This is a genomic window from Pseudomonas sp. CBS (assembly GCF_024734645.1).
Taxonomy (GTDB): Bacteria; Pseudomonadota; Gammaproteobacteria; order Pseudomonadales; family Pseudomonadaceae; genus Aquipseudomonas.
In genome coordinates this window covers 260,631-285,923 of sequence record NZ_CP102929.1, presented here as the reverse complement: position 1 = coordinate 285,923, position 25,293 = coordinate 260,631, and the positions used below count along the sequence as shown (strand labels likewise).

At 60.7% G+C, this 25,293-nt stretch carries 17 protein-coding genes; 11 read left to right on the top strand and 6 right to left on the bottom strand.

Going from position 1 to position 25,293, the window contains the following annotated elements:
- The first annotated feature begins 48 nt into the window (after positions 1-48).
- Entirely contained in the window at positions 49-1,566 is a 1,518-nt protein-coding gene (locus tag NVB75_RS01255) for an FAD-dependent oxidoreductase (protein WP_258345510.1), read from the top strand.
- Here the strand turns inward: NVB75_RS01255 and xth are convergent.
- Positions 1,563-2,357, bottom strand: coding sequence for an exodeoxyribonuclease III (gene xth, locus NVB75_RS01250; protein ID WP_258345509.1), 795 nt, complete (start codon positions 2,355-2,357; stop codon positions 1,563-1,565). The two genes, NVB75_RS01255 and xth, sit on opposite strands and share 4 nt — an antisense overlap.
- Before the next feature lie 76 nt (positions 2,358-2,433).
- Positions 2,434-4,158, bottom strand: coding sequence for a gamma-glutamyltransferase (gene ggt / locus NVB75_RS01245; protein WP_258345508.1), 1,725 nt, complete (start codon positions 4,156-4,158; stop codon positions 2,434-2,436).
- A gap of 153 nt (positions 4,159-4,311) precedes the next feature.
- Here ggt and NVB75_RS01240 point away from each other — a divergent pair, with 153 nt between their 5' ends.
- Positions 4,312-4,968, top strand: coding sequence for a TetR/AcrR family transcriptional regulator (locus NVB75_RS01240; RefSeq protein ID WP_258345506.1), 657 nt, complete (start codon positions 4,312-4,314; stop codon positions 4,966-4,968).
- Between the two features lie 120 nt (positions 4,969-5,088).
- Here NVB75_RS01240 and NVB75_RS01235 read toward each other — a convergent pair whose 3' ends face one another.
- The 4 genes from NVB75_RS01235 to NVB75_RS01220 form a co-directional block, all read right to left on the bottom strand.
- On the bottom strand, positions 5,089-8,625 hold the full coding sequence (locus NVB75_RS01235; protein WP_258345504.1) for a molybdopterin-dependent oxidoreductase: 3,537 nt from the start codon (positions 8,623-8,625) through the stop codon (positions 5,089-5,091).
- Positions 8,626-8,641: 16 nt separating this feature from the next.
- Positions 8,642-9,118 carry a (2Fe-2S)-binding protein gene (locus NVB75_RS01230; RefSeq protein ID WP_258345503.1) on the bottom strand — a complete coding sequence of 159 codons (477 nt, stop codon included), beginning with the start codon at positions 9,116-9,118 and terminating at the stop codon, positions 8,642-8,644.
- Positions 9,119-9,468: 350 nt separating this feature from the next.
- Positions 9,469-9,903, bottom strand: coding sequence for a MarR family winged helix-turn-helix transcriptional regulator (locus NVB75_RS01225; protein ID WP_258345501.1), 435 nt, complete (start codon positions 9,901-9,903; stop codon positions 9,469-9,471).
- A gap of 155 nt (positions 9,904-10,058) precedes the next feature.
- Entirely contained in the window at positions 10,059-11,111 is a 1,053-nt protein-coding gene (locus NVB75_RS01220; protein ID WP_258345499.1) for a 2,5-dihydroxypyridine 5,6-dioxygenase, read from the bottom strand.
- Positions 11,112-11,419: 308 nt separating this feature from the next.
- Here NVB75_RS01220 and NVB75_RS01215 point away from each other — a divergent pair, with 308 nt between their 5' ends.
- From NVB75_RS01215 to NVB75_RS01175, 9 genes are all read left to right on the top strand, one after another.
- Positions 11,420-12,553 carry an FAD-dependent monooxygenase gene (locus NVB75_RS01215; RefSeq protein ID WP_258345498.1) on the top strand — a complete coding sequence of 378 codons (1,134 nt, stop codon included), beginning with the start codon at positions 11,420-11,422 and terminating at the stop codon, positions 12,551-12,553.
- The gene (locus NVB75_RS01210) at positions 12,550-13,359 is read left to right on the top strand and encodes an alpha/beta fold hydrolase (RefSeq protein WP_258345497.1); all 810 of its coding nucleotides are present in this window, start codon (positions 12,550-12,552) and stop codon (positions 13,357-13,359) included. Before NVB75_RS01215 ends, NVB75_RS01210 begins: the two co-directional genes overlap by 4 nt.
- 11 nt (positions 13,360-13,370) lie before the next feature.
- Entirely contained in the window at positions 13,371-14,123 is a 753-nt protein-coding gene (locus NVB75_RS01205; protein ID WP_088424308.1) for an Asp/Glu racemase, read from the top strand.
- A gap of 138 nt (positions 14,124-14,261) precedes the next feature.
- On the top strand, positions 14,262-14,894 hold the full coding sequence (locus NVB75_RS01200; RefSeq protein WP_258345496.1) for an N-carbamoylsarcosine amidohydrolase: 633 nt from the start codon (positions 14,262-14,264) through the stop codon (positions 14,892-14,894).
- Between the two features lie 286 nt (positions 14,895-15,180).
- A complete protein-coding gene (locus NVB75_RS01195) occupies positions 15,181-16,491 on the top strand; it encodes an MFS transporter (protein ID WP_258345495.1) in 1,311 nt (436 codons plus the stop codon).
- Positions 16,492-16,518: 27 nt separating this feature from the next.
- Entirely contained in the window at positions 16,519-17,601 is a 1,083-nt protein-coding gene (locus NVB75_RS01190) for a nucleoside hydrolase (protein ID WP_258345494.1), read from the top strand.
- A 70-nt stretch (positions 17,602-17,671) separates the two neighbouring features.
- Positions 17,672-18,955 (top strand): glycosyltransferase, encoded by a 1,284-nt coding sequence (locus NVB75_RS01185; protein WP_258345493.1) that lies wholly within the window; start codon positions 17,672-17,674, stop codon positions 18,953-18,955.
- A 72-nt stretch (positions 18,956-19,027) separates the two neighbouring features.
- Positions 19,028-19,933 carry an AraC family transcriptional regulator gene (locus NVB75_RS01180; protein WP_063029835.1) on the top strand — a complete coding sequence of 302 codons (906 nt, stop codon included), beginning with the start codon at positions 19,028-19,030 and terminating at the stop codon, positions 19,931-19,933.
- A 149-nt stretch (positions 19,934-20,082) separates the two neighbouring features.
- Positions 20,083-25,215: a hypothetical protein gene (locus tag NVB75_RS01175; protein WP_258345492.1), complete on the top strand. Its 5,133-nt coding sequence runs from the start codon at positions 20,083-20,085 to the stop codon at positions 25,213-25,215.
- The last annotated feature ends 78 nt before the right edge of the window (positions 25,216-25,293 follow it).

Here is a 25,293-nt window from a genome sequence, read left to right as displayed (position 1 = left end):
CAGCTCTCCACCCAGGGCACAGGTCAATCCTTAAAAGGAGATTGGCCTATGAACATGCGCATCGTTGCCCGCTTGATCAACTTGCCCGAAGACCGTGGCGTTCGTGTTGAAACCGCCGCCCACAAGCTCCTGCTGGTGCGTTCGGGTAGCCAGGTGCGGGCCTATCAGGCGGAGTGCCCCCACGCCGGGGCGCCTTTGGAGCAAGGCGTCATCTGTGACGGGAAGATCATTTGCCCGTGGCACAAGGCGGCTTTCCGGGTAGACGACGGCCAGGTCTGCGAGCCGCCCGCATTGGTGCAGCTCACGCAGTACCCGGTGGAGATTCACGATGGCGTGGTCAGTGTGGGCGACAAAGCGCTGCCCTCTTCATCCGCCCCACAGGCCGATGATTCCCGCTGCTTTATCGTGATTGGCGCCGGCGCAGCCGGTTCGGCGGCCGTCGCCACCCTGCGCCGCGAAGGCTTCAGCGGCCGCCTGCTGTGGATCGACCAGGAGCAAAATCCTGCCTACGACCGCACTGCCTTGAGCAAATTCGTCATCGCAGGCGAGATGCCGCCCGACGAAACCCCGCCGTTGCTGGATGAAGCCAGCTACCGCGACATCCAGATCCACGGCGAAGTCCAAAACCTTGACCCTCACGCCAAATGCCTCCAACTCGTAGACGGTCGCCGCTTCGACTATGACGCGGCGCTGCTGGCCACCGGCGGCGAGGCCAAACCGCTGGATATTCCGGGCGCTGTACTCAATAACGTCTTTGTGCTGCGCTCACGGGACGACGCGGCACGCATCGTCAAGGCTGCGCAACCCGGCAAATGCGCGGTGATCATCGGCGACAGTTTTATCGGCCTGGAGGCCGCGTCAGCGTTACGCAAGCGCGGGTTGACGGTGCAGGTCGTGGGCCGTCACGAGATTCCTCTGGCGGCCCAACTGGGCAAGCGCATCGGTGCGTCACTGCGCCAATTGCATGAGGCCAATGGCGTGATATTCCATAGCGCCAGTGAGCCCGCGCGCCTCGAAGGACACGGGGACGTGACGACGGTCGTGCTGAAAAACGGCCACAGACTGGCCGCAGACCTGGTGCTGATGGGCGTCGGTGTAACACCCGCCACCGGGTTCGTTCGCGGGCTGGAAACCGCCGATGACCAATCGTTGAAAGCAGACGCGAGTTTGCGCGTCGCGCCAGGTTTGTGGGCGGCCGGCGACATGGTGACCTTCCCATGGAACGACCAGCCCGTACGCATCGAACACTGGCGCGTGGCGCAGCAACTCGGGGTGCTGGCGGCGCGCAACATGCTGGGGGCCGAGCAGGCGTTTGCCGATGTGCCGTTCTTCTGGACCTATCACTTCGGCAAGACCTTCGAACTGCTGGGCCATCCCGGTCACTGGAATCAACTCCACGTGGAAGGCGATTTGCAGCACCACCACTTCATTGCCCTGCTCTGCCGTGGCGATGAAGTGCAAGCAGTGGTTGCCTGCGAACATCAGCGGGCCATGGCGCTGCTCTCGCAACGCATGAAGCACCCGCTGAAAAAGGCTGAGGTGCTTGAGCTGATCCGCGGGCTCTAACGGGCCTTGCGGGTGCCGAGCTGGATCCAGGTCGGCGCATGGTCGCTGGCGTGGGGCTCGTTGCGCACCCACGCATCCACCCCGGCGCCTTTCAGATAAGGTTTGAGCGCCGGATTGAGCAGCAAGTGATCAATTCGCAGGCCGGCGTTTTTCTGCCAGTGCTGGCGGAAATAATCCCAGAAGGTATAGACCTGCTCGTCGGGATACAGATGGCGCAAGGCGTCCGTCCAGCCCTGCGCCAGCAGGCACTGATAACACTCACGAGTTTGCGGTTGCAACAACGCGTCCTTGAGCCAGGAGCGCGGGTTGTAGATATCGAGGTCGGTGGGCACCACATTGAAATCCCCGGCCAGCAACACCGGGTGTTCACTGGATTGCAGGTGCCTGGCGTAGTCGATCAGCCGTTCGAACCACGACAGCTTGTAATCGAATTTCGGCCCCGGCTGAGGGTTTCCGTTGGGCAAGTACAGGCAGCCCACCAGAATGCCGTGCACGGCGGCTTCGAGGTAGCGGCTTTGATGGTCGGCGTCATCGCCAGGCAAACCCCGGCGGCTTTCCAGCGGTTGCGCGTCGCGGGCCAGAATCGCCACGCCGTTCCACGAGGCCTGGCCCAGGCACAACGCACCGTAGCCGGCGGCGTCAAAGTCGTTGAAGGGAAACAGGCTGTCGGGCGCCTTGAGTTCTTGCAGGCAGACAATGTCGGGCTGTTCCCGCGCCAGCCATTCCAGCAGATTGGGCAGGCGGGCGCGGATGCCATTGATGTTGAAGGTCGCGATCTTCAGCGCTTTCATGGGAAGGGTCCTTCCAGGGCTCTTGGAGTAGAGCCCGGAAGGTGTTCGGTCGTTCCGTTTTCAGGCGCGATTGACCTCAGTAGCCCAACGACAACCCGGTATTGCGCCGAGGGTCGTTGGCCCCATAGAAACGGTTATTGCCCACCGGCTTGCCGTCCAGGGACGGTGCGCCCACCAGGATCGCCGCCAGGTGGTTGGCATCCTGCGGGCCGGCAAACTTGTGGCCCCAGCCTTCGAGGATTTTCTGGGTGTCGGGGCTCAGGGCAAAGCGCTCGATATTGGTCGCCTCAGGCAGCCATTGCTGGTGGAAACGCGGGGCGTCTACGGCTTCCTGGATGTTCATCTTGTAGTCGATCACATTGAGAATGGTCAGCAAGGTGGCCGTGATGATACGGCTGCCCCCCGGCGTACCCACCACCATCACTGCCTTGCCGTCCTTGGTGACGATGGTCGGGCTCATGGACGACAGCGGCGTCTTGCCCGGGGCGATGGCGTTGGCTTCGCCCTGGACCAGGCCGTACATGTTCGGCACGCCGATCTTGGAGGTGAAGTCATCCATTTCATCGTTGAGAATTACCCCGGTCTTGCTCGCCATTACACCGGCGCCGAACCAGTCGTTGAGGGTGTAGGTGACCGAGACGGCGTTGCCCCACTTGTCGACGATGGAGTAGTGGGTGGTGTTATTGCCTTCGTGGGGCGAAACCCCCGGCTTGATGTCCTGGGAGATGCCGGCTTTTTGCGGGTCGATGGCGGCGCGCAGTTTGGCCGCGTAGTCCTTGTCCAGCAGGTGCTCGACCGGGTTCTGTACGAAGTCCGGGTCGCCGAGGTAGCTGTTGCGGTCGACGTAGGCGTGGCGCATGGCCTCGATCTGGTAGTGCAAGCCTTGAGCGGAGTGATAGCCGAGATCGGCCATCGGGTAGCCTTCGAGGATGTTCATGATCTCGCAGATCACCACGCCGCCAGAGCTCGGTGGTGGCGCGGAGACCACGTGGTAGCCACGGTAGTCGCACTCGATGGGCGCCAGTTCGCGGGTCTTGTATTTGTCCAGATCGGCCTGGGTGATGATGCCTTTGCCCGACTGGCTGGAATCGACAATCGCCTTGGCTACCCAGCCTTTGTAGAAGCCGTCGGCGCCCTTGGCGGAGATTTCCCGCAGGGTTTTCGCCAGGTCTTTCTGCACCAGCTTCTGGCCCACCAGCATCGGCTCGCCACCGTGGAGGAAGATGCCGCGCAGGTCTTTGTCTTTCTTGAATTCGTCGGTGGCGGTGTGCAGCAGGTCAATATCGCCCTGCTCCAGGGCAAAACCGTCTTCGGCCAGCTTGATCGCCGGGGCGATCACCTGGGCACGCTTGAGGGTGCCGTATTTGCTCAGCGCCAGTTCCATGCCCGATACGGTGCCGGGTACGCCGACGGCCAGGTGTCCCTTGGAGCTGAGGTCCGGAACGACGTTGCCGTCCTTGTCCAGGTACATGTCGGCAGTGGCTGCCAGCGGGGCTTTTTCGCGGAAGTCGAGGAAGGTCTTGCGCCCGTCGGCCAGTTGCACGGTCATGAAGCCGCCGCCGCCCAGGTTGCCGGCCGCCGGGTACACCACGGCCAGGGCGTAGCCCACCGCCACCGCCGCATCCACGGCATTGCCACCGGCCTTGAGCACGTCCACGCCCACATGGGTGGCAAGGTGCTGGGCCGTGACCACCATGCCATTTTCGCCAGCCACCGGGGCCTGGGAGGCCGCCTGTACACCGCTGACGGTCAGCACCAACGCGGTGGCAATCAACGTTCGGGTAAACGGTTGGTATTTCATCCCTGGCTACTCTGTTTATTAGAAGAACTCGAAAGTAATACGTTTCCGATCCAAGCCCCAGCGTTATGCCGCGTTTGTGACAGAGCCTGTCGGTAACGGAATAATGCCCATGCTATATTCCGGGCCTTTACGCTGTGCAGCAGAGGCTTTTCGATGGTGATCAAGAAGACCGGTATCCGCGCCCAGCAAGCCGACCAGACCCGCGCGCGGATTCTCCAGGCGGCGGTCAAGGTCTTCACCCGCGACGGCTATTCCGGCGGGCGTGTGGAAAGCATTTCCCGCGAGGCCGACTCCAACGACCGCATGCTGTATTACTACTTCGGCAGCAAGGAGCACCTGTTTGTGTGTGTGCTGGAGCACACCTATGAACAATTCAACAAGGCCGAAAGCAAACTCAAGCTCGACCTGACTGCACCGGTGCAAGCGTTGCAGGCGCTGGTGGGGTTTATCTGGAATTACTACGTCAAGCATCCCGAGTTTGTGGCGATCCTGAGTATCGAGAACCTGCACCAGGGCAAGCATGCGAAGCAGTCGGGTGAGCTGCGGCGGTTGTCCGGGGAAGCGGTCGGGGTGTTGCGGCCGATCATTGAGGCGGGCCAGGCCCAGGGGCTGTTTCGTGAGGATGTGGACATCAAGCATGTGTACTTGATGATTGCTTCGTTGTGCTACTTCTATAACTCCAACCAGCACACGCTGAGTTCGTTTTTGGGGGAGGATTTGGCGGATAAGCGCCAGCAGCGGGATTGGCTGGGGTTTATCAGTGATCTGGTGTTGCGTGGGGTATGCCTGACACCGCCCATCCAACGGTAGAACCTGGATCTAAATGTGGGAGCGGGCTTGCTCGCGAATGCGGTGTATCAATCAGTACATTTGGCGACTGACGAACCGCTTTCGCGAGCAAGCCCGCTCCCACATTTTTGACCGTGTGAATCAATGGGTGCCCGGGTTGGCTCTCAGGTGAGCGACTTTTTGCTCCAAGCTGTCCCATTGCGGTGCATTGGGTGCAAAGCGCCCGCGTAGGTAGGCGGCCAGCTCTGCCACTTGGGTATTCGACAGGCTGTCCTTGAAGCCCGGCATGTAACCCAGATCCTTGGTCGCCGGGGTGCTGATCCCTTGCAAAATCACCTTGATCAGATTGTCCGGTTGATCGCTGTGTACGTTGGTATTGGTCGCCAGTGACGGGCTGACCCCGAACAACTTCGGCCCCTGCCCATCGGCATGGCAGGCCTTGCACGAACCTTCGAATACCCGCCGCCCATTGGCATTGGGCACCGTCGCAGCCGCCACCACCTGCGCCTCGGCGGCGCCGCTGTCATTCAATGAAGCCAGGTACACCGCCATCGCGCGGATATCGGCCTTGGGCAGTTTGGCCAGCTCAGTCACCACTGGCCCCATCGGCCCTGTCGCGACGCCGTGGGCATCGGAATAACCGGTGCTCAGATAGGTGAACAATTGGTCCTCGGTCCACGGCGCCGGCGCCTTGGACAAGCCATTCAACGCCGGCGCCTCCCAACCATCCACACTGCCCCCCGCGAGGAATGCTTTACCGCCCTTCTCCGCTCCCATCAGGTTGCGCGGCGAATGGCACGCCGCGCAGTGCCCCAATCCGTTGACCAGATAGGCGCCGCGGTTCCATTGCTCACTTCTTTGGGGTTGCACGCTGATTCCCCCTCGGCGCAAAAACAGCGCGTTCCAGCCGGCCATCAACGGCCGGATATTGAACGGAAACTTCATCGCATTCGGCACCGGCGCCTGGCTCACTGGCGCCTGGGACATCAGGTAGGCGTACAGCGCCTGCATGTCCGCATCGTTGATATTGCGAAACGCGGTATAGGGAAACGCCGGGTACAGGTTACGCCCGTCGCGGCCGATGCCGTCGCGCATCGCCCGCTCGAACGCAGGGTAGGACCAGCTGCCAATCCCGGTCTTTTCATCCGGGGTGATGTTGCTGCTGTACAGCGTGCCGAACGGCGTGTGCATGGCCAGCCCGCCGGCATTGGTGGCGCCACCCGGCGCCGTGTGGCACACCGCGCAATCCCCCACGGCCGCGAGCAAACGCCCGCGCTCCAGGGTGGCCTTGGACCAGGTGCCGGCGCTGGGCGGCGCAATCGGGGCGATTTCGCTGTGAAACGGCCACGCGGTGGCGGCCATGCCCAGTACCGCGCCAAACGCGGCGAACAATGAGCCGAACAACCATTTGCGGCGCTTTTCCGGGGACTTCGCCGGCTCGCCCAAGGTGCCTGCATTCAGCGCCGCCAGCACGCGCTCGGGGGTAATCGGCAGCTCGCGAAAACGAATCCCGGTGGCGTCGTAGATCGCGTTGGCAATCGCCGCCGCGCTGGGCACCGAGGCGGATTCACCGGCGCCCATCGGTGGCTGGTCCTGGCGCGGCATCATCAGCACGTCGATACGCGGCACTTCAGGAAAGGTCAGGATCGGATAACCGCCCCACTCCTTGCTCGCCACGGTGGACTCTTCGAAGGTCACGCGCTCCTTGAGCACGCGGCTGGTGGACTGGATCACATTGCCGTGGATCTGATGCTGCACCCCCGCCGGGTTGATCATCATCCCCGAGTCATGCCCGATCACCACCCGGGTTACCGAGACATCGCCGGTCTGCTTGTCGATGGCCACATCCGCGACCCAGGCCGCCCACGCTGCGCCGAAACCGGGGAACTTGCTGTGGATGTAGCGCGCGTAGGCAAAGCCCCGGCCCCGCAGCAGGTGGTCTTCGTTGGCGGTTTGCATCGGCGCGGTGCGCGGTGCCCAGTTGGCCCGCTCGGCGGTGGATTTCACCAGGTCGATGGCGCGCTCGTCCTTCAGGTAACGCAGGCGGTATTCCACCGGGTCGACCCCGGCGGCGAACGCCAGTTCGTCGATATAGGATTCATGGGCGAAGGTGTTGGGCAACGCCGACACGCCGCGCATCCACGAAGCGCGCACGATCGGCGCCATGTCGTTGATGGTGACGCGCATGTGCTCGATGTCGTAGGGCGGGATTGAGGTGCGGTCGCCCATCTCGAACATCGCCGCCACCGGCTCGACCCGGCCGGTCAGCAGCAGCGCCAGGGTAGGCGCGCCGTTGGACGGGTAGCTGGTTTCAAAGTCATAGGCAGCGATGCTGCCGTCGGCGTTCAGGCCGCCGTCGACCTCCATCAATTGCGCGGTGCCCTTGGGCTCCCATAGGTGTTCCTGTTCGCGGGTCAGTTGCACCCGCACCGGCTTGCCCACGGCACGGGACAGCAGCAAGGCGTCGGCGCACACGTCATCGGCGCAATTGCGCCCGTAGCAGCCGGCGGCCTCCATGCGGATCACCTCGATGGATTCTTCCGCGCATTCCAGCAGCCAGGCCAGGTCGGCCCGCAGCAGGTGCGGGTTCTGGCTGCCGGACCAGACCCGGCTGACCCCGGGCTGATAATCCGCCACGCCGCAGGAGGGGCCGATGGATCCGTGCATCTGGTACGGCCACAGGTAGGTGCGCGGCATGCGCTGGCTGGCGGCGGCCAGGGCTGCGTCGACGTTGCCCTGGTCGAGCACGGTGCGGCGTACCCGTGGGTTGTCGCGAATCGCCTGCTCCACGTCGCTCATGTCCGGCAGTTGGTTATTCCAGTGTTTCCAGTGCACCCGCAGTTCCTGGGCGGCCTTGATCGCCTGTTCTTCGCGCAAGGCGACCACACCGACAAAATCACGGATCACCACCACCGCAACAATCCCCGGGATGTGGGCAATGGATGATTCGTCGACGCTCAACAGGCTGTTGCCGACAAAGTCGCCGCAATCCAGCCCCGCGTACGGCGGGCGGACCACCCGACCGTGAAGCATGTCCGGCACGCGCATGTCGTGCACGTAGGTCAGCTCGCCAGTGGCTTTGCCGGGGATATCCACCCGGGATGCGCCCTTGCCCACCAGGCGGTAATCAGCGATGGCTTTAAGCGGTGCGTCGCCGCTGATGCGCAATTCGTCATGCTCGCCCATGACCAGTTCGCCATAGGTGGTGGTGCGTCCGTCTTCGGCGGTAATCACGCCTGCGTCGACCGTGAGGCTTTGTGCACCGACCGACCAACGTTGCGCCGCCCGCATCAGCAGGAAACGCCGGGCCTCGGCGGCGGCATTGCGCAACGGGATTGCGGAGATCTGCAACGTTGCGCTGGCGATGGTCGCGCCCTGGTTCGGCGCCCGTTCGGTGTCGCCCAGCACCATGCGCACCTGCTCCATGGTCAGGTCCAGTTCCTCGGCGACGATCTGCGCCAGGGAGGTGCGAATGCCGGTGCCCAGGTCCACATGCCCGTTGAAGGCGTACACCAGCCCGTCATCGTTCACCGCGATAAACAGCCCCAGCTCCTTGGGCTTGATCGTCGGCGTACCGCCCTTGGCCACTGGCCCCGAAGGCGGCAGCACATCGTCGACAATCAGCAGGACGCCGGCCTTGGCCAGCCATTGGTCACGGGAAAGGATTGTGTCAGTCATGGTCATCGATCCACGTTCAAGGCATTTGGCGGGCGGCACGCAGCACCGCCCGGAGGATTTCGATATGGGTGCCACAGCGGCAGAGGTTGCCCGACAGTTCGCTGCGCACCTCGGCTTCGCTGGGGTTGGGATTGCGGTCGAGCAACGCCTTGGCGGTCATGATCATGCCGTTGAGGCAGTAGCCGCACTGGGCGGCCTGCTCGTCGATAAAGGCCTGTTGCACCGGGTGCGGGGTTTCGCGGGTGCCGAGGCCTTCGAGGGTGACAATGTCGCGGCCCACGGCGCCCGACAGTGGGAAGACGCAGGAGCGTGCAGCCACGCCGTCGATGATCACCGTGCAGGCGCCGCACTCCCCCAGGCCGCAACCGTACTTGGGGCCGTTGAGTTGCAGGTCATTGCGCAGGATCAGCAACAGCGGGGTGTCGGCCATTGCGCTGACTTCGGTGGTGTGACCGTTGACCTCAAGCGTTACCGTGATGTGCTGGCTGATCATTCGCTTCGCCCGTTGGGTTTGGTGAAGTGCCCACTACATCAAACAATCAAAAAAAAGCGTCGCGTACCTGGGGCCTCGCGACACACTTGAATGGTGAAGTGGTTACTACATCAAAGCAGAGCAAAAACGGTGCCAGCCCATCGGAGAAATAACATATCCGCCGTAGCAGCTGTCGAGCCCCAGCGAGGCTGCGTTGCGGGCGGCGCGGTCTTGTGCCTGGCTCGATAACGGCGGTGTGGCCGACGCGGTCTTGTGCCTGGCTCGATAACGGCGGTGTGGCCGACGCGGTCTTGTGCCTGGCTCGATAACGGCGGTGCGGCCGACGCAGCCTCGCTGGGGCTCGACAGCTGCTACGGTTGGGGGTCGTCGATCATTTTGCGTAGCAGGAAGAGTACGGCCACGCGTTCGGCGGGGTTGAGGTTGCTCAGGGTCAGTTCGGTGATGGTGGCGGCGCAAGGCACGGTTTGCTGCACCAGGGCGGCGCCGGAGTCGGACAGGTTGACCACGACTTTGCGTTTGTCCTGGGGATCGGGTTCGAGGGTGATCAGTTCGCGGGCCTTGAGGCGTTCGACGATGCCGCGGATGGTCGCCTGGTCGACGGCGGTGGCCTTGACCAGTTCGGTGAGCGAACTTGCACCGTGATCGCGCAGGGCACACAGGGTGACGAACTGCACGGCGGTGAGCTGGGAGTCGCCGACGTTCTGCTGGAAGATCGCCAGGTGGCGCTGGTAGGCCTTGCGCAACAGGTGGCCGACTTGCTCGGAGAAAACGTAGGAATCAGGCACGGCGGGCTCGGGGAGGCGGTGGTTGATGGGGTGGCATCTTACATCTGTAGGAGCGAGCTTGCTCGCGAAGGTCGTCAACGATGGCGCGGGGGGTCTGGCTTCCCTCGGTGTCCTTGAGTTTTTCGCGAGCAAGCTCGCTCCTACAGGTGGAGGTGTCAGGGGGCCAGGGAGGCCTTGGGGGCTACGACGTCGCCGGCGATGACGACCGCCTCATCATCAAGGTAGACATCGCAATTGCGCAGCGGGATGTCCATGTGGCACGGCGTTTTGCGGGTGCCGCCGACTTCGGTGTTCGGCCCGGTGGAGAACAGGAAGTTGCCGTAGAACGCCCGGGCGTCCATGCACATGCCGTCGTTCTTGTCGTGCAGGCCCATGGCGGTCCATTGTGCCCGTGGCTGCAGGCCCCAGCCGATGTGGGAGATGCCGTAAACCTCAGGGTCGTTGAAGTATTTCATGTAGTCGCGCAGGTATTCGGCTTCGAAACCGCCATGGATTTTGGTGATGAAGCCCTTCTCGATCTCCAGGGTGATTTTCTCGCGGGTGTAGGTCTTGAACGGCAGCAGGATGTCGCCGATATCCAGCACCAGCACGCCTTCTGCGGTTTCTTCGTTGGGCCAGGAGAACAGGAAGCCACTCGGCCAGTGATCCCAGCGTCCCGGTTCGTCGGCAAAGCCGTATTCGGTGACGGACGGGTATTGCCCCAGCGCTGCGCGGAAATCACTGCCGGCGCGGGATTTGACGTGGATCGAGCGGGCCTTTTTCAGCAATTCTTCAGCAGCCAGCACGCGCACCTTGTCTTCCTCGGTGGGCAGCATGCGCGCCAGTACTTCCGGGGGTTCTACCGCCAGCAGGATGCGGGTGCCGGTCTTGAGGATCTGTTCCTGCTCCGGCGAGTGCAACAGCATCATGGTGTCGACGATCAGGTCCGCCGCTTCCAGCGCCCGCTGGGCCGCGATATTACCGGTCAGCGCGGTGTCGCCGCAGTAGGCGGTCATGTCGTTGCCCATCGCCCGGGGATGGTTGAACGACGGTAACTCCACCGCATACACCTTGGCCCCCAGGCGCTGCGCCGCATCCATCGCGGCGCGCACGGTGCGTGGGTCGGAGTAATGGCTCTTGAGCACGGCGACGCTCTGGGTCGGGTCGACCTTGGACAGCTTCAACACGTGTTCAAACATCTGGGTCAGTTCGCAATCACTTACCGGCATTTCCTGTCTCCTCAGCTGCTGCACCAAGATCTTGCAGTGCGCTTCACTCTAGTGCGTTTTTATAGCGTACACGCCAATTAACCACGATAAGAACTGATTTCAGGATGAACTGCAAGCGCCAGGCCAAAACGTTACCAATCCACACGAACCCAATGTTATATGGCGAAAATCGGTTACAGGGGATCGATATGGCCAAAAATACAATTTTTCAAACCCGGGCTTTTCATTTAAAAAAATGAGCGTATACACTTTAAAAACCTTGCGGACTGACGCCGCCGGCCATCATTCGAAAAAGAGGACCACGCCCCATGGGAAGCACACAAAAAATCGCAATCGTCGGCGCCGGCCTTGGCGGTGCCGCCGCTGCCACCCTGCTACAACAGGCAGGGTTTGACGTGGACATCTACGAGCAGGCGCCGGAGTTTTCCCGTCTGGGTGCAGGGATCCACATGGGCCCCAACATCATGAAAATCTTCCGGCGCATGGGCATTGAAAAGCAGCTGGACCTGATGGGTTCTCACCCCGAGCACTGGTTCAGCCGCCACGGTGAAACCGGCGACTACCTGTCCCGCATTCCTCTCACCGGCTACGGCGCGTCCTACATCACCGTGCACCGCGGCGACCTGCACGCGCTGCAGATGTCCACCCTCAAACCTGGCACCCTGCACTTCAACAAGCGCCTGGAAACCCTCGAAGAAACCGACACCCAGGTGCGCCTGACCTTCGCCGACGGCGAGGTGACCTACGCCGACATCGTGATCGGTGCCGACGGCATCAACTCGCGTATTCGCGAAGAACTGCTGGGCGCGGAAAAACCGCTGTACAGCGGCTGGGTCGCCCACCGTGCGCTGATCCGTGGCGATCAGTTGGCCAAGTACGACCTGAAGTTCGAAGACTGCATCAAGTGGTGGACCGAGGACCGGCACATGATGGTCTACTACACCACCGGCAAGCGCGACGAGTACTACTACGTCACCGGCGTGCCGCACCCGGAATGGGACTTCCAGGGCGCCTTCGTCGACAGCAGTCGCGAAGAGATGTTCGACGCCTTCAAGGGCTATCATCCCACCGTCCAGGCCCTGATCGAATCCACCGAAAGCGTGACCAAATGGCCGTTGCGCAACCGCAATCCGCTGCCGTTGTGGAGCCGCGGCCGCCTGGTATTGCTGGGGGACGCCTGCCACCCAATGAAGCCACACATGGCCCAGGGCGCCGGCATGGCCATCGAAGACGCGGCGATGCTCACCCGTTGCCTGCAGGAAACCGGCACCGGCGACTACCGCACCGCGTTCGAACTGTATGAAGCCAACCGCAAGGAGCGCGCGTCCCGGGTACAGGCCGTGTCCAACGCCAACACCTGGCTGCGCACCCAGGAAGATCCGGACTGGGTCTACGGCTATGACCTCTACGCCCAGCAGCTGAAATCGGGGGTGGCCGCGTGAGCAGCTTTCTCTACGGCGGTAACGTCCAGGCCAATGGCATTCGCCAGCATTACCTGCGTTATGGCGGCAAGGGCCCGGCGCTGATCCTGATTCCCGGCATCACCAGCCCGGCGATTACCTGGGGTTTTGTCGCGGATCGCCTGGGCCTGCATTTCGACACTTATGTGCTGGACGTACGCGGTCGCGGCCTGTCGTCCTCCGGCCCGGAACTGGACTACAGCGCCGACACCTGCGCCGATGACATTGGCGCCTTTGCCGACGCCCTCAAGCTCGACAGCTATCACCTGGTAGGCCACTCCATGGGCGCGCGGTTTGCCGTGCGCAGCTCGGTGCGTCATCCACGAGGGGTTAACCGTGTGGTGCTGATCGACCCGCCGATGTCCGGCCCCGGTCGCCGTGAGTACCCGAGCAAACTGCCGTGGTACGTCGATTCGATCCGCCAGTCGCTGGTGGGCATGGACGCTGAAGCAATGCGCGCCTTCTGCGCCACCTGGACCGACGAGCAACTGCAACTGCGCGCCGAATGGCTGCACACCTGCTACGAGCCGGCCATCGTTCGCGCCTTCAACGACTTCCACACCGTCGACTTCCATCAGGACCTGCCGCACCTGCAGGCCCCTGCCCTGTTGATTGTTGCCGGACGCGGCGGTGTTATTCAGCCCGAAGATGTCGCGGAAGTCCGGCAGCTACAGCCGAGCCTGCAGGTCGCCCATGTGCCAAATGCAGGACACATGATCCCCTGGGACGACCTTGAAGGCTTTTTCGCTGCCTTCGGCGACTTCCTCGGCCAGCCCCTGACTGCATAACGGAGACCATCATGCTCAAGCCTTATCGTATCGGCCAGATCGTGCCGAGTTCCAACACCACCATGGAAACCGAGATTCCGGCGATGCTCAACGCGCGCCAGGCGATCCGCCCGGAACGTTTCACCTTTCACTCCAGCCGCATGCGCATGAAGCAAGTGCGCAAGGAAGAACTGGCGGCGATGGACGGCGAGTCCGACCGTTGCGCCATCGAGCTGTCCGACGCCAAGGTCGACGTGCTGGGCTACGCCTGCCTGGTGGCGATCATGGCCATGGGGTTGGGTTACCACCGTAACTCCGAGCAACGGCTGCGCAAGGCCACCGCCGACAACGACGCCAACGCCCCGGTGATCACCAGTGCCGGCGCCTTGATCGAAGGCCTGAAAGTGATGGGCGCCAAGCGTATCGCCATCGTCGCGCCGTACATGAAACCGCTGACCGAACTGGTGGTGAACTACATCCGCGAAGAAGGCTTTGACGTGGTGGACTGGCGCGCCCTGGAAATCCCCGACAACCTCGAAGTAGCCCGCCACGACCCGGCCAATTTGCCGGCCATCGTCGCCGGGATGAACCTGGAAGGCGTCGACGTGATCGTGCTGTCGGCCTGCGTGCAGATGCAGTCGTTGCCGGTGGTGGCCAAGGTCGAAGCGCAAACCGGCCTGCCGGTACTCACCGCCGCCATCGCCACCACCTACGCCATGCTCAAGGCCCTGGACCTGGAACCCATCGTCCCCGGCGCCGGTGCCCTGCTCTCCGGTGCCTACTAACAAATGCTTTTGTGGCGAGGGAGCTTGCTCCCGCTGGGGTGCGAAGCGCCCCCAAAAAACAGGCCTGCTACGCAGTCCAGCGGGAGCAAGCTCCCTCGCCACAGGGTATGTGCACTGTCCATTACCGAGGACTGAAAGATGACCGAACAATCCGCCGACGCCAACTACCAGGGCGTCTGGGGCAACCGCATCGGCTTCGGCAAAAAATCCGCCCTGCTGATGATCGACTTCATGCAGGGCTATACCACCGAAGGCGCCCCGCTGTTTGCCCCCGAAGTGCGCATCGCCGTGGCCGAAAGCGTCGAGCTGCTGGCCTGCGCCAGGCGTCACGGAATCAGCGTGGTGCACACCAATATCCGCTACCATCCCGGCCATTTCGCCGATGGCGGTATCTGGGTCAAAAAGGCTCCGGTGATGAAAGACATGGTCGAAGGCAACCCTATGGCAGCCTTCTGCCCCGAAGTCCTGCCCCTGGCCAATGAAGTGGTCATCACCAAACAATACGCCAGCGCGTTTTTCGGCAGCAGCCTGGCCCCGATGCTGCACGCCCAAGGCATCGACACCGTGGTGCTCGCCGGCTGCTCCACCAGCGGCTGCATCCGCGCCACCGCCGTCGATGCAGTGCAACATGGCTTTCGTACCATCGTCGTGCGCGAATGCGTCGGCGACCGTCACCCGGCGCCCCATGAAGCGAACTTGTTTGATATCGACAGCAAGTACGGCGACGTGGTGAGCAAGCAGGAGGCGATGAGCAAGTTCAAGGAGCAGTAACGCGTCAACAGGAACCACGACAAAGAGCGTGGTCCGGAAAAAACTGAGCGCCCACGCTGGAATGCGAATGTGGGAGCGGGCTTGCTCGCGAAAGCGGTGTATCAGGTGTAGTCCATGCCACTGACACACCGCTTTCGCGAGCAAGCCCGCTCCCACACTTGATCACCTCCAACAGGGCCACCTCAGTCTTCTGTCACTGCCTTTGGACGTCGCTTTCACAGCACTCCGAAGTGCTAAAAAAAAGCGGCTGTATAAAAACCATAAGTCACCGCCAGGAGACACCCCAATGCCCATTGCGAATGCAGCGCCCGCGACTACGGTCGCCGATCCGGTCAACACGCTCTACCACAAGATCACCTGGAAGCTGATCCCGTTCCTGTGTTTCTGCTACCTGGCAGCCTACCTGGACCGCATCAATATCGGCTTTGCCAAACTGCAGATGCTCGACCAGCTGCACTTCAGCGAAACCGCGTTCGGCCTCGGCGCCGGGCTGTTTTTTGTCGGCTATATCCTCTTCGAAGTCCCGAGCAACCTGATCCTGGAAAAGGTCGGTGCGAAGATCTGGATCGCCCGCATCATGATCACCTGGGGCCTGCTCTCGGCCTGTACCATGCTGGTCACCTCCACCACCCAGTTCTACATCCTGCGGTTCCTGCTGGGCGCCGCCGAGGCCGGGTTTCTGCCGGGCGTGCTGTATTACCTGACCACCTGGTTTCCCACCCATCGCCGGGGGCGGATCATCGCCCTGTTCATGATCGGCCTGCCGCTGTCCAGCGTGATCGGCGGCCCTCTGTCCGGCTGGATCATGGGCCACTTCGACAACATGGGCGGCCTGCGCGGCTGGCAGTGGCTGTTCCTGATCGAAGCAGTGCCCAGCGTATTGCTCGGTGTGTGGACCTTCTGGGCATTGCCCAACTCCTTCCAGCAAGCCAAATGGCTCTCGCCGGAAGAAAAGACCCTGCTGGAAAGCGAGTTGCGCAAGGACGACGCCGACGGTGCCGACAGCAAACACAGCTTCCGCGACGGTTTCTTCAACCTCAAGGTATGGATGCTCGGCGGTATCGACTTCTCGATCCTGCTCAGCGCCTACGCCATGGGCTTCTGGATGCCGACGTTCATCCGCAACGCGGGCATCACCGACACCTTCCACATCGGCATCCTCACCGCGTTGCCCAGTGTGGCCGCACTGCTGGGCATGCTGCTGATCGGCGCCAGCTCCGACAAACACCGCGAACGCCGCTGGCACATCATCGTGCCGTTTTTCATCGGCGCAGCGGCGATGGCCACCAGCACCTTCTTCACCCATAACGTGGTCGCCACGGTGGCACTGTTTGCGATTGCCTCGGCGGCGATCATTGGCGCGGTGCCGGTGTTTTTCAGCCTGCCGGCGACCTTTCTCAAAGGCACCGCAGCGGCCACCGGTTTTGCCCTGGCCTGCTCACTGGCGAACATCGCGGGCCTGGTGAGCAATTCGTTGATGGGCGTGGCAATCGACGTCACCGGCAGCAGCGCAGGCGCCTTATGGTTTTTCGCCGGTTGCCTGATTCTCAGCAGCTTCCTGGTCATCGCCTTGCCGGCGAAACTGGTGAACCGTTAATAACAACAATTCCCGGGGTGAGTCTCCATGCAAGGTTTCATCAAGCGCTGTGCCCTGCTTGTCGCCGTCGGCCTGTGTGCCGGTACGGCGCAGGCCGCAGAAAAGGTCATCTTCGACACCGACTTCAACGTGCTAAACGATGACGGCCAGGCCTTTATCATGCTCGCCCAGCTGCATGGGCAAAAACGCATCGACCTGCTGGGCATGACCCTGGTCAGCGGCAACGCGTGGGTCGACCAGGAACAGGTGGACGCCCTCAAGGCCGTGGAGCGCATGGGCGTGGAAAAGGCAGTCGGCGTCTATTCCGGCGCCGCCTACCCGTTGCTGCATGACTACACCACCTATGCGGCGGAAAAAGCCCTGTTCGGTTCCGGTTGGCCGGGCGCATTCAAGAACCCGCGTCCAACCAGCGCATCCCAACTGGTAGCACCGCCGGACGGGCTGGCCACTCACACCCAACTGCGCAAGGAAACCGCCGTCCAGTTCATCGTCGACAGCGTGCGGGCCAACCCCCACGAAGTGACGATTCTGGCGGTCGGCCCCCTGACCAACATTGCCCTGGCGATTCGTTCGGCGCCGGACATCGTGCCGTTGATCAAGCGCATCGTGTACATGGGCGGCGCCCTGGAAATTCCGGGCAATACCACGCCGGCGGCGGAGTTCAACTGGTGGTTCGACCCGGAGGCCGCGAAGATCGTGTTGCGCTCGCCCATCGAACACGTGATTTTCCCCAACGATGTCTGTGAGAAAGTCACCTTCGACAACTCGGTGTACCAGCGGGTGATTGCCCACAAAGGCGCAATTGCCGACCTGTATAAACACGAGTTCGGGCCGCTGTTCGACAAGGACCCGGCCTACCACAGCTTCACCTGGGACAGCCTGCCGGCGCTGTTTCTCGTCAGCCCCGAGATCGTCACCGAATCCCGCGAACTGTGGGTGGATGTAGACGCCACCTTCGGCGCCGATTACGGCCGGGCACTGGGCTACCAGAAAGGCGCGCCGGTGGGCACGCAGAAGGCCAAGGTGGTGTTTGCCGTGGACCAGAAGAACTTCTGGGATGGCTACGTCAACCTGGTGACGTTGCCTTCTCCGGTCAACTTATCCCGCTGACTGCGCTGTAACTTGAAGGGCTGTGGTTTAATTGCGCGTTTTGCCCAGCCCTTCAAGGAATCCGTTGTCGATGAATCAGCCCGCCACCAAAGTCCTGGTCATTGGTTACGTCTGGCCAGAGCCCCGCTCCTCGGCAGCCGGCGGGCACATGATGCAGATTCTCGAGAGTTTCCTGGCCCAGGGTTGGGACATTACCTTCAGCAGCCCCGCCGCCTCGGGTGAGCACAAGGCCGACTTGCCCGCCCTGGGCGTTCGCGAATGTGCGATCGAGCTGAATAACAGCAGTTTCGACGAATTCATTCAGCAACTTGCTCCGGACATCGTGCTGTTCGACCGTTTCATGATGGAAGAACAGTTCGGCTGGCGCGTAGAGAAATGCTGCCCGAATGCGCTTCGTGTGCTGGAAAGCTCGGACCTGCAAAGCCTGCGGGATGCCCGGCACCAGCGCCTCAAGGACTTCCTGAAGACGCAACCCGAGGCTGACGACTTCAGCCCTTTGTTCAGCCAGGACCTGGCCGCCGAATTCGCTTACATGGCCGATACCGACCTGGCCAAGCGCGAGGTCGCCGCGATCTACCGCTGCGACATCAGCCTGATGATCTCCGATGTGGAAATCCAGTTGCTGACCGAGCACTTCAAGGTGCCCGCCGCCCTGCTCCACTGGTGCCCGCTGATGGTGATACCGCCCACCGAGGACTTCGCGCCGTTTGAAGACCGGGCGCACTTCCTGAGCATCGGCAACTTTCGCCATGCGCCGAACTGGGATGCGGTGTTGTGGATGAAGAACAGCGTGTGGCCGCTGATCCGCCAGCAACTGCCGGGTGTTCAACTCCACGTGTATGGCGCCTACACGCCACCCAAGGCCACTGCCCTGCACAACCCGGCCCAAGGCTTCCATGTGATGAACTGGGCCGAAGACGCGTTGCAGGTCATGACTGCCGCGCGCCTCTGCCTCGCGCCGCTACGGTTTGGTGCCGGGATCAAGGGCAAGCTGGCCGACGCGATGCTCTGTGGCACACCGAGCGTCACCACACCAGTGGGTGCCGAAGCCATGGGTGAACCGTGGCCTGGCGTAGTCGAGCACAGCGCCAGTGCGCTGGCGGCGCAAGCGGTTGTGTTGTATCAGGACCAGGAGCGCTGGACCCAGGCCCAGGAAGACGGTCGGCAATTACTCGCCCGCCGGTACGCTCAGGACCTTCACGGACCGGCCCTGGTGGCGCGCCTGGAGGAATGCCGCAGCGAGCTGGCCGAGCACCGCCGCAACAACTTCACCGGCAGTATGCTGCGCCACCACCTGCACAAAAGTACTCAATACATGGCGCAGTGGATCGAGGCGAAAAACCGCAGCCTGTAAACACAGACGCTGGCGAGGTGGCGCGCAAGGGGGCATTATCCTTTTGCGCCCCCACAATAAAGCGACTGCAGCATGACCCGAGCAGCGAGAATCACCGATCCCTCCTACGAGCTGATGGACGATCACAACGGTCTGTCCATCATCTACCGCCAACACGGCTTCCCGTGCCCGTTGGTGCGCTGGCATTTCCACAAGGAATACGAGCTGCACCTGATCGTTGCCAGCTCCGGCAAGGTGTTTATCGGCGACTACATCGGCAACTTCTACCCGGAAAGCCTGTTCCTCACCGGCCCCAACCTGCCCCACAACTGGATCAGCCAGGTGGCCGAGGACGAAGTGGTGCCCAAGCGCGACATGCTGGTGAACTTCACCGACGAGCTGTTCGACGGCGGCAGCCATATCTTTGCAGAACTCAAGACCCTGGCGCCGCTGCTGGAACGGGCGCAGTACGGCATCGAATTTCGTTGCAAGAAGACCATCGCCCAAGCCATGACCCTGATGCAGCGCATCGAAGACGCCCAGGGCATGGCTCGTCTGGGGCATTTCTTCATCCTGATGGAGGTGCTCAGTGCCTGCGAGGATTACCAACTGCTCTCCGGCGTGACCACCCCGCAACTGGCGGACGAACACAGCATCGACCGCACCAACCGCGCGGTGGACTACATATTTGCCCACTACGCGCGGGAGTTGTCCCTGGAAGAAGTGGCCGAATACCTGGGAATGAAGCCCACCTACTTCTCTCGTGTATTCAAGCAAGCCACCGGCCGCACCTTCATCGAGTTCGTCAATCGGCTGCGCATCAGCAAGTCCTGCGAGCTGCTGGCCGATGGTGACAAGGCCGTGACCGATGTGTGCTTTGAGTCGGGTTTCAACAATATTTCCAACTTCAACCGGCGCTTTCAGCAGTTAAAGGGCATGACTCCTTCCCACTACCGTCGCTTGGCCGTCCAAAGGCTGACCGAACAGAACCTGGCTTGACGCTGGCCCAAATAAACGATTACAGATCAATCAGTCATTACCCTCAGGCGCTGGAACCCCGCCAGCCCCTCGACCACTTAGCGAGAGCATCCCCCATCGTTCCCACGATGGGCGGTACTTTTTCGCCAGACCGGTACAAGGGTAATCCCATGATTCAACTCCAGCCGTCATACACGCCAAGCGCCATCCTTCGGTCCGAATCGAATCCCTCCCTGCAACCTGCAGACCCTGAAGCGCCCCCCGCCATCCAGAAAACACTCGAAAGACCTTTACCCAGGCTACCGAACACTCAACCGTTCCTGTTCCGTTTAAGCCGACAGTCCCATGAAAATGAAGTGACACCCACCCCTGGCAATGTGACAGTGCGCAAATTTGCCGATGCGTTGGTCGACAGTGGCGACCGTCAACTGGCGCTGGATGTCGCCAATAACTTGGTCCGTCATCAGCTTTATGCCCACACCGGCCGCGTCAGGACTGGCGAATACCCGGTGATCGTCCCCCCGCTTGACTCCACGTTCGGCCAGGCTTGGACCGAACTGCGTGACGCTGTGAATTCGGAGCCCTTCAAGTCCTTCGCCGAAGCCAGGAAACTCGATACCTCCCATCTGAGTTTTTTCATCGACGGAAGGTTGTCTGGAACAGCAAATAATCGACGCGTTAATTACTACCTGCACCAGGACCCCGAGTGGGCAGCGGCTTCGACTGCGGTCCTGGCCGCCGCCAAAAAAGTCGGCGGTGAAAATCCTATGCCGGTTTTTATCCGCGATGGTGGTCCCAGCGTGTTGAACGTTGCCAATTTTTATGGATTGCAACTGGACCGACTCGACTATGACCATGTGCTACCCATTATCAAGCAACTGTTCCAGGACGGTACGTTCAAGGCGCTGAGCAGCTCTGACCCACTGCACGCCTCGGTCAAACAACGACAAAAAGAGGCCAGCCAGCGGATCGTGGACTTACCGGCGGACCAACTGAGCCAACGCTTGGCGCAGTTCGCACCTTCAGCCATGGCACAACAGGTTAAAGAAGCCGACCGAACCCTGGCGCAGCAGGTTAGCCAGGCACTCCTGAATCTATTGCCTGACGCCCAGGGCCAGAGCGTTGCTTTGCCGGTCATGCTCAAGGATATTCCGCAGTACTCGACATTCAACCAAGTGCGCAAAAACCTGCTGGACGCGCTGGCCGGCAACGCTTTCACAACCTTTGCGCAAGGAAACAATGTCGACCGCACCAGTGTTCGTATCAACCCCATTACCGGCGATATGACGGGCAAGGTAAACGGCGTCGACAGGGACTTCAGCGCCAACGATCTCTCGGGCTGGAGTGATGCCTGGAACGAGATAAAAGGGGCAGTTCAACAGATGGCAGCTGGATCGGATGCTTTTGTTCAATACCCCGCACCACCCTCTGCCTCGCTGTATGAGGTCATGGCTTTCTACAACGAACCAGTTCCTGCCCAACCAGAGCCCCAACAGAGCGACTGGCAGCAACGCCAGCGCGTATCGGCTCTGGAGCGAAGTGTCGCGCTGGTCACCAACAACGGTTTCAAGGCTTTGGTCAACCCAGGCGTGGACGACGCCCGCTCTGCTGCGGTGCAAGAACGTCAGAACGCCGTAACGCAACAACTTGTCGGAGCGCCCGCTCCACGCTCAACCCTTGAAAGCCTGGCGGCAGCCGTCGTAGCCAGCCAAAACGTGAACAATGTTGAACCGTCGGATGATGAGTTGGTGAGCAACGAGAGCGAACTGGCAGCCAGCGTACATCGCGCGATGCTCGAGCTGACAACCGGTGTGAGCCTGGCCCCCTCGAAAATGATCGAGCCGATACCGGACAAAAGCCTGTTCGGCCAATGGTGGAGCCAACTGGGCAAAGCCCTGAAGGGGCGTGGCCTCACCGACTGGGCACGGCAACACAATGTCGAACTGGCGACGCTGCATTTTGACCCCCTGGACAAGGCGCTGATCGGCAAGGTCAATGGTGTAAATCAACGTTTCACAGCTGCTGACTTCGCACAAAAATACCCCGAGCACTTCGACGCACTCACCGCAGTTGCAGACGCCGCTCAGGCGCTCGTGCCGAATGGCAGGCCACTCATGCTGTCCCATGGCAGTGACAGACGCGCGCCTTATGAACTCGTATCGAATTTTTACGGCATTGAGAATAACGACTACAGCAGTCTGTCGTTCGCCAACACCACCGCGCAGATGGGCCGCACACAAAGCTTCCCCGAACAACCTGAAAACCCGTTGCAAAGCCTGGATCGGTTGCGCCAACAAAAGACCGCGCTGGGTAACAGCAATGACCGGTACATGCTTATCCAGCAGCTCAAGCACGGGCATATCGATAATAACGACACCACGCACTTCCTCGTCGACCCGGATTCATCTCACCGGCCTAAAGGCCCAGCGACAGTTCGTAAGTACCTCGCAGACCAGAATTGGTACGCTCCAACTTCAGCGGATGAAAAAGCGAATTTGTTGAAGGCACTACAAACGCCTGTTCCACAGTCCCCTGACTTAGGTGACCGCTGGGGCTTTCTGTCCAAGGGTATACCGCTGAGTGCTGAGCAACGCAGTGCGGTGGACAAGGTCGTAAGAGAGTCGATTGGCACGCATAACAACCTTCTGAGCTTTCTCAGCAGCGGCGTTAACCACCTGAGTACCGATCCCGACCAAGCGTTGGATCAACTTCTCTCCAGCACCAAAGCAATTGAACTCGCCAACAACCTGCAAACCGAGATGAAGGGGGCTGCAACACCCACCAGCCTGAAAGAATGGTTATTGACTGCCGTAGTCATGGAGATTGACTCGACAGCCGGCACCCAACACAAAACCGTCGCAGGCATTGACTTGATGGGCGCCGCCTACTCAGGACACAGCGCCGAGTTTATTCGTGACCAGTTCAGCCATGACCTGGCCGCCAAAAAAGCCATCCCGGCAAACCTCAAACCCGTCATCGCGCAGTTGATGATGTCGGGCATGGCGCCACAACTGCTGGTAAAAGAAGTGCCAAACGTTGTGACACTCGGCTCCCCGGAATGGGTCAACTTTACGACAGCAGTGAACCGGATTGAATGGAACGCCCCCGGCGCCACTCGAAACATGACTTACCAGCAGGTCATGAATTACCACAACATCAAACCTATTTCAGCATTGGAAGCGCAGATCCTGAGCTATGCGCAGATGAACCCATTGCTGGATTGGGCGGCCCTTAATAACGACGTCAACAAGGACGACTACACCTTAGAACAGCTCAAAGAAAGCCAGGTAAAACTTCAGGCTCAAATGAAGGCGACCGCCGGAGCTACAAACTGGTTGAGCCAGTTCGATGCGCCGAACAGAAGGGCCCTGACGCTCGCAGTGCTAAGGAAAGAGTTCGGCGATGATATTGATTATGAACGTCGCTACATGGTGGAAAACGAAGCCTTCGGGGTCATCAGCGGCGGCCACTACAGTCTCGCAGAAATCTATGAAGCAGGCAGACTGGGTGAACGCTGGCTTCAAGAAGGGAATAATGTGGACTTCGACCGTCTGCGTAAAAGAGCGAACGAGCCCGATTTCCCCGTTATCAACGATCAATTCGACGAAGCGATCAAACAAGACTTCAACCTGCGCAGACGTCACACCGTAACGCTGTTCGAAAACATGCTTAGAAAGCTGCCAGTGGAAGAACACAAGAGCCTGCTTTATGGCGATGTACAGTTTACAAACGTTGAAGGCGCCGGCAGCGGCTTGGTCATAACGTCTTTGTACAAGGGCGTCAGAAGAGATTTCGCAGTTTATCCGGCACAGGGTCAGATCGTAAGAATTGCCGACATAGACCCATCAACACCGCTCGGCAGACCGGTCAGTCTTGAGATCGATGCCGAGGCCTTCAAAAATGGTACAGCCCCCAAAAAGGGAGTGAAATCCGAGGTCGTACTGAGCACCGCTGACCAGCGTCTTCTGGATGACAACAATGAGCCCTGGCCAGTGGCAGTCAACTTCCCGGCGCACAGTGAACATGACAAGTTCTCCCCCCACTACGCGAACGGGAGATTATCCAAGCTGGCAAAAGTCATGGTCGACTCGACCTACCTGAACAAAACCCAGTTTATAAACCTGCACCGCAATTGGGCGAGCAATTCCCTCGAAACTGCCACACAGCCCAGTGATTTCTTCAAGGCCATCTGGCATGCCCTGCCGGGAGCCAACAGCATTGAAGACCTTTACCACGGCCAATTCCTGAAGGCGGGCTTCGACCTGGCTGTTGATGTTGCGATCTACGCAGCCACCGAGGGTGCCGGCAAACTGTGGACCTTGGCGAAATCCGGCGCATCCTGGGCCGCCGCCAAAATTTCTGCCGGGTTCATCGAGAAATTCGGCACGAAAGAAGCCGAGAGCATTGCGCTCACGGAAATGACCACGCTCAGCACGTCTGAGTCGCTCAGTGCAACGGGCCGTTTGCAGGGCAGCCATCTTGGTGTTCCGGCCAGCAACCAAGTTCTCCAAGCCTCTGGAATCGCTGATCGCACGGTACTTCGACCCGACACCGGAGAGCGGATCTTGATCACAACGGTCAGTAAGGATGGCGAACGATACGCCTACAACCCCACGACCCTGGAGGCTGAGGGGCCCTCTCTGGAGTGGGTGGTGCCTGAGGGTAGCGACCGAATTGGCAGAATAAGGCTGGGCGGGCCTTTGGAAGCAGTCATGCCGCTCGATGGCGAGATCCAGACATTTGTGGACACCTACGATGGGAAACCCCGACTCAATATTATGGGGCACGCCCCAGAACCCGATACAGCGGGCGCACCGATCAAAATCGTCGGAGATAATCAGGCAAGATATTCTGCCGCTGAAATCAATCAAAAACTCCTCGATCGGGGAGTAGATATTCGCAATTTCGACAATGTCCGTACCGTGGTCTGCTTCTCCGCAAGCGGCGGCGAGCGTTCATTCGCTGCCGAACTGCAGAAAATAACGGGTAAACCGGTTAAAGGCTTTGAAGGTCCGGTTATCACGGAGTGGAGACAACAAGATCTGAAAGAAAAGTTCGACGTGATACTGCGTGGTCTTAAAAAGCAATTTCCACGTGAACGCGAAGAAAATATTCTGGAACTGGCGGAGATTAAGTTCAATAAGGCCTACAAGCCTGCTGATAATCATTTTACGCTTAGAAAAGACGTGGGTAATTTGGTTGAAGTAAACATAGGTACCGTCAAAACCCCGGTGTATATGACAGTTCCTGTCGACTACAGAGCGGTGAGGTTCGGCCCCCAGAAAAACATCACTACGGCATAGCGCCCCATGCCCGAGCACCGCTGTGTTGTGCAGCGGTGCCAACGTCGTTATGGATTGGTCACGCATCTTCCGGCACGA